This is a genomic window from Pseudomonas sp. GW823-FHT03E05 (genome assembly GCF_058796855.1).
Genome location: NZ_JBXAJB010000002.1, coordinates 808,057 through 821,653, shown reverse-complemented (window position 1 = coordinate 821,653; position 13,597 = coordinate 808,057). Strand labels below are relative to the sequence as shown.

Below are 13,597 nucleotides of genomic sequence, written 5' to 3'. Positions count from 1 at the left end.
AAAGTCATCCTCAATCCCGCAATTCGGTCTGGCGTTCGACGGGGTCGATCAACACGGCTTTCTGCTGGCGCACCAGCAGGTCGAGAATTTCATCCTGGCGGTCGCCCAGGACCCCGGAGAAGCTGATGCCGCTGCTTTTGGTCGGCGCCAGCATGGAGACCCGGTACAGCTCCACGCTCAAGGGGGAGTCGATGGACATCGGCCCGCTGCCGTTGGCGGCCAGCTCGCCGCCGACCACGATCAGCGAGACCTGGGCGTCGAACGGGTCGAGCTTGATGTCGCGGTCGGTGTCGGAAAGGTCCTTGATGTGGCCGTAGACCCCGGTCAGGCCGTTGGCCATGGCGATGTTTTCGTACAGGCGGATGTTCACGCTGTTGCGAATGCGGATGCCGTGGCGGCGGTTGCTGATCACCTTGTTGCCGTAGATCAGGTTGTCGGCACTCTCGTAGAGGGTGATGCCGTCGGTGTGGTTGCGGTAGATCTCGTTGTAGGCGATCAGGTTGTTGACGCTGTTACGGTCGATCACCAGCCCGGAGAGGTGGTTGTCGTAGCTGCGGTTGTTGAAGATGAAGCTGTCGTTCACTTCCCGGGAAATGATGATGCCGTGCTTCTTCTTGGTGCCGTGGACGGTGTTGTCGGCAATGATCAGGCCATGGGAACGGTCGTGGGGGTCGATGCCGTAGACGATGTTGTCCTTGTAGGTGTTGCCCTTGAGCACGAAGTCCCGGGTCTCGTAGCAGTAGAAGCCGTACCACATGTCCGAGAACGTCGAGCCGACGATCCAGCCGGTGGGCTCGGGGCGCTTGAGCACCTTGGCCATGTTCGGCGTGTACTGGGAAATACTCACCCCGTAGGACTTGGAGTTGGCGTAGCCGAAGCTGGCCATCGTGCTGTTGACGATGTAAGTCTCGGTGCCGCCCCAGGCCAGCAGGAACGGGCGGAATTCCTTGGGCGAGCGGAAGGTCGCCGGGCCGTTGTCCTTTTCGCGCCAGCCCGTGACCTTGGTGTCACGCACGAACAGCTGGCCATCGTTGACCAGGAACGAGCCGCTTTCCTGGGACAGGCGCAGCTCCTGGGTCTGTTTGTCGATTTCCAGGATGCCGTGGCGGCCGACGACGATGGGCAGGCGGGCGAGGTAGACCCCGGGCGCGGTTTCGCTGATGTACTGCTTGGGCAGCTTGCCCACCAGTTCCTTGAGGTTGACGTAGCCGTCGTCGATGAAGATCGCCTGGGGTATGCCGTGCTGGCGCACCACCCATTCGGCCATCTTGTTGTCACCGCCGATAAAGTCCTTCAGGGCGTCTTCCTGCATCATCCGGCGCACGCTGATCTTGCCCGGCTTGCTGCGCACGATCTTCGCCGCGGCCGCCTCGGCGGTGTAGCCGGAGAGGTCGGGCAGGGTCGGCTTGGCCAGGGCCAGGGGCTCGGTGGGAGCACTGCTGACGGTGTAGGTCTTGGCCTGTTGCAGCTCCTTGGCGATGATCGGCGCCTTGGCCGTCTCGGCAGTGGCGAAGGCGCTGCTGCTGGCCAGCAGCAGGGCGCCGGCCAGGAGGCTCAGGGAGCCTCTGGACAACGGGCTCTGGAGAGTTTGAGTAGGCATGTCGGGCACTCCTTTAGCGGCTTGCATCAGAAGCGCCAGATCACGTCGATAAAGGCGCGGTGCATGTAGGAGTCGACCTCTTTGCCGTAGGCGTCGCCGGGCTTGAACACGCCACCGCGCAAACGCACCAGGGCCGAAGGTTCATCGATCGACTGGCTCAGGGCCGCGGGCAACAGGCCTTGCTTGAAGTACTTGGTGACCACCAGGTCCATCTCCTGGCCGAGGTCCTTCTTGCCATCCATGAGCGGCAGCGAGGTGCTGCTGAGCAGGGCGCCGGTGGTGTCGTCGTAGTTGTTGTCCACTGCGTTGATGCCGTTGCTGCCCACCGGTTTGTTGCCGTCCACACGCCAGAACTTGTGGTAGACCAGGCTGGCGTCGTAGTCCTCGCGCAGTTGCCAGGAACCGAACAGGGTGGCGCTCTGGGTGTTGTTCATTTCGCCCCGGAAGGCTTCGCCGAAGCGGTGCACCCGGGAGCGAGTACCGGTGTAGTTGGAGCGGTTGCTTTGCAGGCCGTTCTGTTCGTACTCGGCGCTGGCCCGGGCATAGGCCGCGCCCACTTGCCAGTTCGGGTCAAGGCGCAGGCGCACGCCCAGGTCGGTGGCCCAGCCGTTGAGGTTGTCCCCGCGCTTGGCTTGGGTCGGGCGGCTGCCATCGGCGTTCAGCGGGTTGACCGTATCGCGGTCGCCGCGCATGCCGGTGAGGCTGGCCCAGTAGTTGACGGTATTGGTGTTGCGCCAGTTAAAGGCGTCGCTGTTGGCTTCCAGGCCGAGCCAGGTCAGGTCGCCGTTTTCCTTCTTGTCCAGCGGGTCGCTGGCCACGCCGGGCTGGGCATAGTCGAGCTTGCCGTCGTCTTGGGTATGGTGGGCGCGGATGCCCACCCACTGGCCGGGCGTCCACTGGTAGGCGGCGTCGGCGTACAGGTGCAGGCGGTCCTTGTCCTTGGGCGCCAGCTCCTTGAGGTCGGTGCGGTATTCACTGAAGCGCTCGGCGGCCCCCAGGTTGGCCCGCAGCAGGGTGGTGTCGAAGGTCCAGTTCAGCGCCTCGATGTTGGTGTCGCGCCATTGCCCGTCATCGTTGCGCAGGCGCTGGCGGCCGAACTTCAACTGCTCGCCAGGGTAGGCGGTGAAGCCGCTGTAGCCGACCCAGAACTCGCGCATGGCCAGGTAGTTCTTCTTGGTCTTGCGGTCATCGTTGCTGGACTGCTGGCTGGCGTCGTCGCCGGACTGTTGCAGGGTGTCGGTTTCGATCACGTCGCTTGCGGTCACTGCCTGGCCCATGGCGTAGGCGCTCCAGTTGCCGCTTTCGCCATAGACCCAGGGCCGCAGGTCGAGGCCGATGCCGTTGACGTCGCCACCGCCCTGGGTGCCCAGGTCGCGATCGTCCTCGGACTGGCCGGTGATCTTCACTTCCAGGCCGAAGTTCTTGGTGTCGGTGATGGCCGCCAGGGTCGGGTTGGACCAGATCATGGCAAAACCCAGGGCCATGCCCAGTTTCGACAGGCACAAGCGCTTGCCTGTGGTTGTGGCGGCGGGGTGTGCCCGTTCGCGCAGCGGCCGCGATTCGCGAGGGCAGGCGTGGCGAGCGCTTCGCGCTTGGTCGCAGCCTGCGGTAGCGGCTACAGGGGCGGTGTTGAATGGGATGGACTTCATAGGGATTCCTCGCCGTCTTCTTCCTGCAGCGCGTGCAGTTGCAGCGTGTTCTGGGTCAGGGCACCGCGCGCCGCCTGCTCCTGTTGCAGCAGGCGCTGGGCTTCGGCGCGCTGGCCGGGGGGCAGTTGTTGATCCAGCTGCTGGGCCAGTTCGTTGGCCTGTGGGGTGTCCTGGGCCTTGGCCAACTGGCTGAAGACGTAGGCGTTGACCGGGTTGGGCGCGGTGCCGCGGCCCTGGGAAAACAGCTGGGCAATGGCGAAGTCGGCGCTGTTCTGGCCGTTGCGGGCAGCCGTCAGCAGGTGGTCCAGGGCTTTTTGCGGGTACACCTGGCCCAGGTAGCCACGGCGGTAGATCTGCCCCAGGTAGTAGTCGGCGGCGACTTCGCGGCCCACGGCTTTCTGGAAGTGCGCCTCGGCCACCTTGGCGTCCGCCGGCACCCACTTGCCTTCGTAGTAGAGCTTGCCCAGCAGCAGTTCGGCCCGGGGCTGGTCGGCGGCGCGGCCGTTCTCCAGGTATTCCATCATCTTGTCGACGTCACCCAGCTCGGGGAAGTCGTAGAGCAGTTGCGCCAGGCTGACCCAGGAGGCCGGGTAGCCGGGGGCGACCTGCTCCAGCAGGGCCTGGGCGGTCTTTTCGTCCGGCTTGCCAAGACTGGCATCGCCCAGTACCCGGGCCACGCTGTCGACCCGCTGGGCACTGACGCTGCCACGGCTGTAGCCGGCCTGCAGTCGCTTGATCAGCTCGGCCTGCTGTTCTGGCTGGCCGCGTTTCTGGTAGACGGTGGCCAGCTCGACGTAGCAGATGTCGGTGCTGTCGAGGGCGGCCTTGCAGATGCTTTCCACCTGGTCCAGGTGCTGGTCGTAGGTGCCCTGGGTGCGGTACAGCAGGACCTGGGCCAGACCGGCTTCCGGATAGCCGGCGGCGCGCCATTGGCTGATCTGCTGCTGGGCGTCGACGTTGGGGAAGCTGTGGGGGTATTGCAGGTACAGCATCGCCAGGGGGATCAGGGTGTTGCCTTCGCCATTGGCAAAGGCTTTCTTCAGCAGGCCTTCGGCTTCGTGCTGCTCGGCCTCGCTGGAGCCGGGCTTGGCCACCAGCAGGCGCCCCAGGCGCGCCTGGGCACGGGGCGAGGTGTCGGCCGCGGCGCGGTAGGTGGCCTCGGCCTGCTTGATCTGCGCCGGGTCGCGGCTTTCCACCTGAATGTCGGCCAGGCCCACTTGCGCTTCGCTGTAGCCCAGGTCTGCCAGTTGGCGGTAGTTCTGCTGGGCCAGGGCGGTGTCGCCGCGCTTCAGGGCCTCGTTGGCCAGGCGCTGGTCCGGCAGGCCGGCGCAACCGGCCAGGGCCAGCGCCGCGACCAAAGGCAACACCGAACCCTGTAGCCGCTGCCGCAGGCTGCGATCGAGCGCGAAGCGCTCGTGCTGGTTGTCGGGGAGCATCGAGTCGGCCGGATGGCGTCCGCTGCGCGGCCGGGCGCAGCCTGCGGCAGCGGCTACAGGGAGCTGGGTAGGCACTCTCATGGTTACAGACCCGCAGCCATGGCTTTGTCGATCAGCCAGTTCATCGACGGGCCGCGGTCGCTGCTGACTTCCACCGGGCGGCCGGCGAAGGCGCTGCTCAGGGGCGCGTCGGGCTTGATCTGTACGCGGATGTCGGAGGACAGGTCGTTGCTGTTGAGGCTGGCGCTGCTGACGATGGTGCCGGTGCGCACTTCATCCTCGCCGGCGATCTGGAAGTTGACCTTGGTGCCCGGGCGCACGTCGCCGAACTGGCGGTAGGAGAACCGCGCCTCGACATTGGCCAGGCTATTGCGCGGCACCAGCTGGAAGATCACGTCGCCCTTGCTGGCGTACTGCCCGTCGGCCACCAGTTGCTGGGCCACGGTGCAGTCGCAGGGGGAGGTCAGGGTGCCGGTCATCTGCTTGCCGAACAGTTCCTCGACCTTGGCCGGTTGCAGCTGGTTCTCGTCCAGGTGGCCCTTGAGCACGTCCAGCATGCTGGTGCTGAAGCTGGCCAGGGGCGCGCCTTTGGCGACGCTGCCATCGGTCTGCACCAGGCTCTGCACGGTGCCGTCGCGCGGCATGGTGACGTTCATCCCCGGAACGTTGACCAGGCCGGCCTCGGCGTGGCTGACGAAGTACATGCCGTACACCGACTTGAGGATGAAACCGAAGGCGGCAAGGCCGACGATGAAGATCCCGGCGCTGAAGGTCACCGCCCGCAGGCGCCCCAGCGGAGTCATGCCGCTGCCGCTGTCCTTGTTCTTGCGCGCCTTGGTGAAGTTGTCCCGCTGCAGGGTGGCGAGCACGTCGCCCATGCTGACGATGTCGCCGGCCAGGTGCGAGGTGATCAGGTGGCGCAGGGTGGAGATGTCCTGGGGTTCAAGGTTCTGGAACTGGCAACCGACCCGGCCGCTCTGGCGATCGAAGGAGCGGACCTGCAGCTCGACGTCCATGGCCAGGCCGAGGTTGTCGATGACAAATTGCAGGCGGCCCTTGTGCACTTCGCCCACGGTCAGCATCTGCTGCCCGGCGTTGAAGCTCAGGCCGCCGGCGGAGAGGTCGTGGACCCGCACTTCAAGAGGCTTGGCCTCGGTTCCGAAGAAGCGCAGCTTGGCCGGGATCTTGACCCGGGCGTGCTGGCGTTGGGCTTCGGATTCATGCACTACATTGACGTTCACGGCGGTGTTCATAGAGTCGATTTCCTAGTTAATTCAGGCAAGGCGGTTCAGACCATCAGCAGCAGGACAGCGACGAACACGCTGCCGGCCGAGAAGGTCATGGTCCGAGACGACCAGGTGTTGAACCAACGTTGAAAACTGGCCAGGTCGCGGGTCAGCTTGGTGTCCTGGCGGGTCCAGGATTGCTGGTCGAGGCGGAAGAACACGTAGATCTTCACCAGCGCGCCGACGATCTGGTTGTAATAGAGAATCAAGGGGTAGGCCGGGCCGATGCGGTGCCCCGAGCAGGACAGCAGCAGGGTCAGGATCAGGCGGGTAATGCCGATCCACAGCAGGTAGGCCAGGATGAAGGCGGTGCCGTACTTGAAGCTGGCGATGATCGCCACGGTCAGGCCCAGCAGCGAGGTCCACATCGACACGCGCTGGTCGAACAGCACCACGCTGGTGAACAGCCCCAGGCGTTTCATGCCCAGGCCGAGGGCCCGGGAGTTCTGCCGCAGGTTGTTGCCGTACCAGCGGAACATCAGCTTGCGGCTGGCCTTGATGAAGCTCTTCTCCGGCGGGTGCTCCACGGTGTTGATTGCCGCGTCAGGTACGTAGAAGGTGTCGTAGCCCAGGCGCATCAGGCTGAACCAGCTGGACTTGTCGTCGCCGGTAAGGAACTTGAAGCGGCCCAGGCGCCAGTGCTGCAGGGAGTCGCTTTCCACGTCGGCGATGAAGTCCGGGTCGGTGACCACGGTGGCGCGAAACACCGACATGCGCCCGGTCATGGTCAGCACGCGCTTGGACAGGGCCATGGAGCACATGTTGATGTGGCGCTGGGCGAAGCGCAGCTTGTGCCATTCGCTCATGATGTAGCCGCCGCGCACTTCGCAGAATTCGTTGGTGGTCAGGCCGCCGACATTGCCGAACAGCTGGAACCAGGGCACGGTCTTGCGTACCACGCCTTCGCCGAGCACGGTGTCACCGTCGATCACCGCTACCACGGCGCGGCTGTCCGGCAGGTGGCGGGAGATGGCACGAAAGCCGAAGGCCAGGCCATCACGCTTGCCGGTGCCGGGGATGCGCACGAAGTCCAGCTTGACCCGCTCCGGCGGGTTCATCCGCGCCCACAGGCTTTTCACCAACAGCTCGTCGGACATTTCCACGATCGAGCAGACCACGGTGGTGGGGAAGCCGCAGTCGATGGCTTCACGGATGACCGAGCCGTAGACCTGGGCGGTGGTCAGCGCGTCGATCCGGAAGCTGGTGACCATCAGGTACACATGGGACGGGTCCGCCGCGCTGCCGAGCTTGCGCACCTTGCGCCGCAGGTGCGGGTAGACCACGTAGAGAAACAGCATGCCGCGCACGAAGTGCGTGGCACCCATCGAGTAGCGCCAGATGCCCACGGCGCCAATCAGGAAAATGAAGTCCTTGGACTGTGAGTCGAAGGTCGAGGCGGGCAGCAACAAGGCCATGCCCATCAGCAAACTCAAGTAGAACAGCCAACCGGCGGCCTGAAGCAGGCCGTGCTTTAGCCTGTGCATAATCTGCGTCCATCAAGGTCTCGGGCGAGCCTGTGGGGTGGCCCGAGGGGGGTTAAGGCAGGCATGGAGATCTGGGAGGGCCAGATCGCTGGCCAGCCAGCTCCTACGGGGATGGGGTAGGAGCCGGCTGGCTGGCGAACCCTTACCAGCAGATCCCTTCGGTACGGCCTTTGCTGCAGGTAGCCTTGGACATGAAGCCCACCAGGTCGATGACCTGCTTGCCGTGGGGCACGTCTTCGGCCAGGGCGCGGAACTTCTCGTCGCGGTTGCCGAGAATGATCACGTCGGAGTTGCCGATTACCGCGTCGAAGTCCGAGTTGAGCAGGGACGAAACGTGGGGGATCTTCGACTCGATGTAGTCCTTGTTGGCGCCGTGAACCCGGGCGTACTCGACGTTGCTGTCGTAGATGCTCAGGTCGAAGCCCTTGCCGATGAGCATTTCCGCCAGTTCCACCAGCGGGCTCTCGCGCAGGTCGTCGGTGCCGGCCTTGAAGCTCAGGCCCAGCAGGGCGACCTTGCGCTTGTCATGGCTGGAAACGATGTCGAAGGCGTTCTGCACCTGGGATTCATTGCTGCGCATCAGCGAGTTGAGCAGGGGCGCCTCAATGTCCAGGGAGCCGGCGCGGTAGGTCAGGGCGCGCACGTCCTTGGGCAGGCACGAGCCGCCGAAGGCGAAGCCCGGGCGCATGTAGTACTGGGACAGGTTGAGGGTCTTGTCCTGGCAGACCACGTCCATCACTTCACGGCCGTCCACGCCCACCGCCTTGGCGATGTTGCCGATCTCGTTGGCAAAGGTGACCTTGGTGGCGTGCCAGACGTTGCAGGTGTACTTGATCATCTCGGCGACTTCGATGTCCTTGCGGATGATCGGTGCATCGAGCTCTTCGTACAGCGCTTGCAGCACATCACCGGAGGCCTGGTCGAACTGGCCGATCACGGTCATGGGCGGGAAGTCGTAGTCCTTGATCGCGGTGCTTTCACGCAGGAACTCGGGGTTCACCGCGACGCCGAAATCCACCCCGGCCTTCTTGCCCGAGCAGTCTTCGAGGATCGGGATCACCACGTTCTTCACGGTGCCCGGCAGCACGGTGCTGCGCACCACGATGGTGTGGCGGGTGGCCTTGTCGCGCAGGACGAAACCGATCTCGCGGCACACCGATTCGATGTAGTCCAGTTCCAGGTCGCCGTTCTTCTTGCTCGGGGTACCGACGCAGATCATCGACAGGTCGGTATCGCGAATGGCCTCGGCGAAGTTGGTGGTGCCACGCAGACGAGCGGTCTGGATTCCTTGCGCCAGAAGTTCGCCCAGGCCCGGTTCGACGATCGGCGACTTGCCGGCGTTGATCAGGTCGATCTTGTCTTTGGAGATATCTACGCCAACCACTTCATGGCCCCGTGCGGACAGGCAACCGGCACATACTGCACCGACGTAACCCAAACCAAATATGCTGATGCGCATCGCATTTACCTCTGTGTTATTCACGCCATTAGATGGCCGGAGTTAATGTTTGCCAGCTGTTGTTGCGCACTCGGAAGTCCAGCGAAGTACGCTGTAGTACCGTGTGCAGGCAGACTAAGTTCCGAGTGACTAAATAAATGCACTCAAGTTGTGCGCAACCGATCCATGTTGTTTTGACTTGCCCTTGAATGTTGCCGGCGGCTCCTGCTGCAGGTCCCTCGAGAAAAACCATCCGCGTTCCTGTGGATGGCTGGATGCCACGTAGTACGGGCTCTCCAGTTGTTTTCGGGGGCCTTGAAGGCCAGCTGTTCCTTGGCTCGTTAGGGGATAGTTGAGGTGCCTTATCTCCGTTTGTTTACCCTTTAGTTCAAGTTTGTGACTCGTTGGTCAAATCAATGTTGCAACTTGATTAGTTCCTCATGAGTACGTGTAAGTCATCTCCTACAACCTCGTTGAGAATCGTTACCGGTGGTATGAGCGGTGTCTGAAGGCATAGTTCCTGCCCGCTCATCCTGTTTTTCGAAATTTCTTGAAATATTGAGAAAGATGGCACTGCTCTCAAACTGATAGCACTAACGGTTTGAGCCTTTAGTTATGGGGAGTTGAAGCGAGGGGATATTTTTGTGCCACTACCGAATAAAAAAAGTGGTGCCACTACTGAAAAAAATCAGGGCTGTCGAGTGAAATAAAAGTTAGGCAAAACGCTGAAAGTTCTATGGCGCCAGAAAATTGGCTTATTAAAGGCGGGGAATGTGCGGATGATCACATTCTGGCGCGCTCGCCGGTTGGAAGCGAGCGCGGCAGGGGAACGCTTTATTCCGGTGCGTGGTCGCGCAGGAATACCAGGTTGTCGGCTTTGGACTGCTCCGCGCTGAAGCGGTAGCCCTGGACGTCGAATTGCTTGAGCTGAGCGGGGTCGTTGATGCGCTCCTGGATGACGAAGCGGCTCATCAGGCCACGGGCTTTCTTGGCATAGAAACTGATGATCTTGTACTGGCCGTTCTTCAGGTCCTTGAACTCGGTATTGATGATCCGCGCGTTCAGGGCCGTGCGCTTGACCGCCGAGAAGTACTCGTTGGAAGCCAGGTTCAGCAGCAGGTCGTCACCTTGCTCGGCCAGGGCCTCGTTCAGCCATTCGCTGATACGGGTGCCCCAGAAGGCGTACAGGTCCTTGCCCCGGGCGTTGGCCAGCTTGGTGCCCATTTCCAGGCGATAGGGCTGCATCAGGTCCAGGGGGCGCAGCAGGCCGTACAGGCCGGAAAGCATGCGCAGGTGCTGCTGGGCGTAGTCGAAATCCGCCTCGCTGAGGGTTTCGGCGTTGAGCCCGGTATAGACGTCGCCCTTGAACGCCAGCAGCGCCTGCTTGGCGTTGTCTGGAGTGAAGGCCGGGGTCCAGCTACCGAAGCGCGCGGCGTTGAGCCCGCCGATCTTGTCGGATACGTGCATCAGCTCGCTGATCTGCGCCGGGGTCAGTTCCCGCAGTTGCTGGATCAGTTCCTGGGAGTGGTCGAGGTATTGCGGCTGGGTGAAGCGCTGGGTAACCGGCGGTGTTTCGTAATCGAGGGTCTTGGCGGGTGAAATCACCATCAGCATGGGGTCGTCTCCTTTTGGCGTCGGGGGATTCTAGGGGCTCGGGCGCCCGGACTCCACCTATGATGGCGATAGTCATGACCGCTGATCGCGGTTCGCCGGCAAGCCGGCTCCCGCACGAGCCTGTAGGAGCCGGCTTGCCGGCGAAGGGGCCCTGATTCCTGGCACAGATCGGCTATAGTGCGGCGCGGGTTTTGTTCTGGAGGCATCCCTTTTGCGTATCGCGTTTCTCTTCTCGGCCTGGCTTCTGAGTTTCAGCGTGCTGGCAGCGCCCAATGATGTGGCGACCCTGGACCGCAGCACCTGGCCGGAAAGGCTCGACAATCCGACCCTGTTCGACGTCGCCTCGCGGGCCGAGATCCTCTCCTTCGCTCGCGCCTTGCTGATCAGCGAAGCCTGGGACGAGGCCTCGATGAAGCAGCGCCTGGGCCTGCGGATGATCAACATGGAGGCGATCTCTGAGCTGCGCGAACATCTGTGGCAGCGCCTGCTGGATAACTACAACTTCGCCCAGCAGAGCTGCGACCAGGACGCGTCCTTCTGTTACCTGGTGGAAAACATGCAGCAGTTGCGCAAGCAGGCCGGCAAGTTCCATCTGGCGCAGGACTCCTACTACGCGCGCTGGGGCGAGCCGAGCCGGACCTTCCACGAGCAGTACCTGGACGAATTGCTGCGCAAGGCCGCGCTGTCACCGCAGACCAGCAGCGAAGTGCTGCGCTTTGGCGACTACGAGCGCAATGGCGACGAGCTCAATGACCGGCTGTTTCTGCTGACCTTCGACAGCGCCGCCAACCTGGCGCCGGACAACACGCCCTGGCTCACCAACTACCTGCGCAAGGCCAACCTCAGCGGCACCTTCTTCGTTCTTGGCAACGATATCCAGAACCGTCTCGACAAGGCTTCGGTGGCCAGCCTGCAATCCCTGTATTCCCGGCAGTGCGTTGGGGTCCAGGGGTGGGAATTCCGTTCCCACAGCCATTGGCAGGACTGGCAGTACTCGATCCAGCGCAGCGCCGACCTGGTGAAAAGCAAGCTGCCGGAAAACTACGTACCGCTGTTCCGCCCGCCCTATGGCCAGCGTCGCGCCGACGCCCAGGGCTTCTTCAATGCCCAGGGCATGCAGGTGGCGCTATGGGACATCGACGCCCAGGACGGCGCCGGCAAGCTCAAGGCCGAGGACAGCGGGCAAAGAGTGTTGACCTTGATGCTGCTGTGGCGACGCGGGGTGATCGCCTTCAATGCCAAGCAGGATGGGGTCAAGAGCAGCCTGCCCTGGTTGCTGGCCCAGACCGCGCAGAGCGGCATCGGTTGGGAAGACTGCCAGGATGCATTTCGCTGAAACGAAACAGCCTGCGCAAACAGGGAGAAATGGCGGCTGAAGAGGGGAAAAATAGCGGGATTTCGAGGCAGGCGGACTTCCGACTTTAACGGTGCCCGGGCCACTCGCCAAGGGCTATTCGTCACTCTGCAAAATAAACATCAAAAAAGCGTCAAAGTGCTTTTTCCTGTCACGGTTTTTGGAGTATTACGAACTCAGACCGCCGAAACCTGCGACACAGGTGGCGTCTCCCAAGACTCCTTGTGTGTGCAGGTCACCTGAACCCCCGCGGGTGAATTCGGTGGCCCTTCGAGGCGCGATACCCCATGGTATTGCGTCGACTGGCTCCCACATAAGGTGACCGAGTATGGATGACCACGGACGTAGCTCTTCTTCCAACCAGCCAATCCTTTATGTACTCGATACCAATGTATTGATTCACGATCCAAACGCCTTACTGAATTTCGAAGAACACCACGTCGCCATCCCCATGACCGTCCTCGAAGAGCTGGACAAGCTCAAGAGCGGGCATCACAGCGTGGCCGCCGAATGCCGCCAGGCCATCCGCCTGATCGACAAGACCCTGGGTGAAGCCTCACCCGAGGACGTCGAGCTGGGCGTACCGATCCAGCGTGGCAAGAGCGGGCCCAAGGGCTTGCTGTCGATCCTCATGAGCAAGCGCAACGAGCCCACCAGCCTGTTGCCGGACAACCTCAACGACAACATCATCATCAACCAGCTGATCGACCTGCACGCGCGCAACAAGGACCTGCCCGTGGTGCTGGTGACCAAAGACATCAACATGCGCCTCAAGGCGCGGGCCTGCGGGATCGCCGCCGAGGACTACAGCACCGACCAACTGGTGGACGATGTTTCCCTGCTGCCCAATGGTTTCCACAACATGAGCGGCTCGTTCTGGGACCGCGTAAGCAAGGTGGAAACCCGCCAGGACCATGGCCGTACCTGGCACCAGGTGCAGTTGATCGACAACCTGCCGGCGGTGCACATCAATGAATTCATCATCGACGAACAGGGCTTTGTCGGCTGGATCAAGGAAATCCGCGCCGATGTGCTGCTGATCCTCGACCTGCATCAGGAACCCCTGTTGCACCAGGAAGCCTGGGGCCTGAAACCGCGGGACATCTACCAGGGCCTGGCGCTGTACGCGCTGCTCGATCCGGATATCCACCTGGTCAACCTGTCCGGCGCCGCGGGCTCGGGCAAGACCATCCTGGCCCTGGCCGCCGCTATCGAGCAGACCATGGTCAGCAAGCGCTACCGGCGCATCATCGCCACCCGCAGCGTGCAGGGGCTGGACCAGGAGATCGGCTTCCTGCCCGGCACCGAGGCGGAGAAGATGGAACCTTGGCTGGGCGCCATCACCGACAACCTCGAAGCCCTGCACATGGATGACGAGAACACCCACGGCAGCGTCGACTACATCCTCAGCAAGGTGCCGTTGCAGTTCAAATCCCTGAACTACATCCGCGGCCGCAGCTTCCAGCAGAGCCTGATCCTGATCGACGAATGCCAGAACCTCACCCCGCACCAGATGAAGACCATCATCACCCGTGCCGGCGCCGGTTCCAAAGTGGTGTGCCTGGGCAACCTGGCACAGATCGATACCCCCTACCTGTCGGCCACCAGTTCTGGCCTGACCTACCTCACCGAACGTTTCAAGGACTTCCCCAACGGCGTGCACATCACCCTGCAAGGGGTGCCGCGCTCGATCCTGGCGGAATACGCCGAAAGCCACTTGTAACCTCACCCTGGAA

Annotated in this window: 9 protein-coding genes; 2 read left to right on the top strand and 7 right to left on the bottom strand. The window is 62.7% G+C overall.

What is annotated here, in order from left to right:
- Positions 1-10 precede the first annotated feature (10 nt).
- From algG to yaaA, 7 genes are all read right to left on the bottom strand, one after another.
- Complete coding sequence (gene algG, locus AC1RCO_RS11490) at positions 11-1,600, bottom strand: mannuronan 5-epimerase AlgG (RefSeq protein WP_169892757.1); 1,590 nt, start codon at positions 1,598-1,600, stop codon at positions 11-13.
- Positions 1,601-1,626: 26 nt separating this feature from the next.
- Complete coding sequence (locus AC1RCO_RS11485) at positions 1,627-3,084, bottom strand: alginate export family protein (RefSeq protein ID WP_492617770.1); 1,458 nt, start codon at positions 3,082-3,084, stop codon at positions 1,627-1,629.
- Positions 3,085-3,245: 161 nt separating this feature from the next.
- Positions 3,246-4,685: an alginate biosynthesis TPR repeat lipoprotein AlgK gene (gene algK, locus AC1RCO_RS11480; RefSeq protein WP_011059374.1), complete on the bottom strand. Its 1,440-nt coding sequence runs from the start codon at positions 4,683-4,685 to the stop codon at positions 3,246-3,248.
- 83 nt (positions 4,686-4,768) lie between these two features.
- Positions 4,769-5,938: an alginate biosynthesis protein Alg44 gene (locus tag AC1RCO_RS11475; RefSeq protein ID WP_011059375.1), complete on the bottom strand. Its 1,170-nt coding sequence runs from the start codon at positions 5,936-5,938 to the stop codon at positions 4,769-4,771.
- A 35-nt stretch (positions 5,939-5,973) separates the two neighbouring features.
- Positions 5,974-7,455: a mannuronan synthase gene (alg8, locus tag AC1RCO_RS11470; RefSeq protein ID WP_072451220.1), complete on the bottom strand. Its 1,482-nt coding sequence runs from the start codon at positions 7,453-7,455 to the stop codon at positions 5,974-5,976.
- A 142-nt stretch (positions 7,456-7,597) separates the two neighbouring features.
- Positions 7,598-8,914, bottom strand: a complete 1,317-nt coding sequence (locus tag AC1RCO_RS11465) for a nucleotide sugar dehydrogenase (RefSeq protein ID WP_011059377.1) — start codon at positions 8,912-8,914, stop codon at positions 7,598-7,600.
- Between the two features lie 813 nt (positions 8,915-9,727).
- A complete protein-coding gene (gene yaaA / locus AC1RCO_RS11460) occupies positions 9,728-10,507 on the bottom strand; it encodes a peroxide stress protein YaaA (RefSeq protein WP_011059378.1) in 780 nt (259 codons plus the stop codon).
- Between the two features lie 211 nt (positions 10,508-10,718).
- Between yaaA and AC1RCO_RS11455 the strand changes: the two genes are divergently transcribed.
- Together AC1RCO_RS11455 and AC1RCO_RS11450 are read left to right on the top strand one after the other, a co-directional pair.
- Positions 10,719-11,843, top strand: coding sequence for a polysaccharide deacetylase family protein (locus tag AC1RCO_RS11455; protein WP_011059379.1), 1,125 nt, complete (start codon positions 10,719-10,721; stop codon positions 11,841-11,843).
- Positions 11,844-12,189: 346 nt separating this feature from the next.
- Positions 12,190-13,584 (top strand): PhoH family protein, encoded by a 1,395-nt coding sequence (locus AC1RCO_RS11450; protein ID WP_011059380.1) that lies wholly within the window; start codon positions 12,190-12,192, stop codon positions 13,582-13,584.
- The last annotated feature ends 13 nt before the right edge of the window (positions 13,585-13,597 follow it).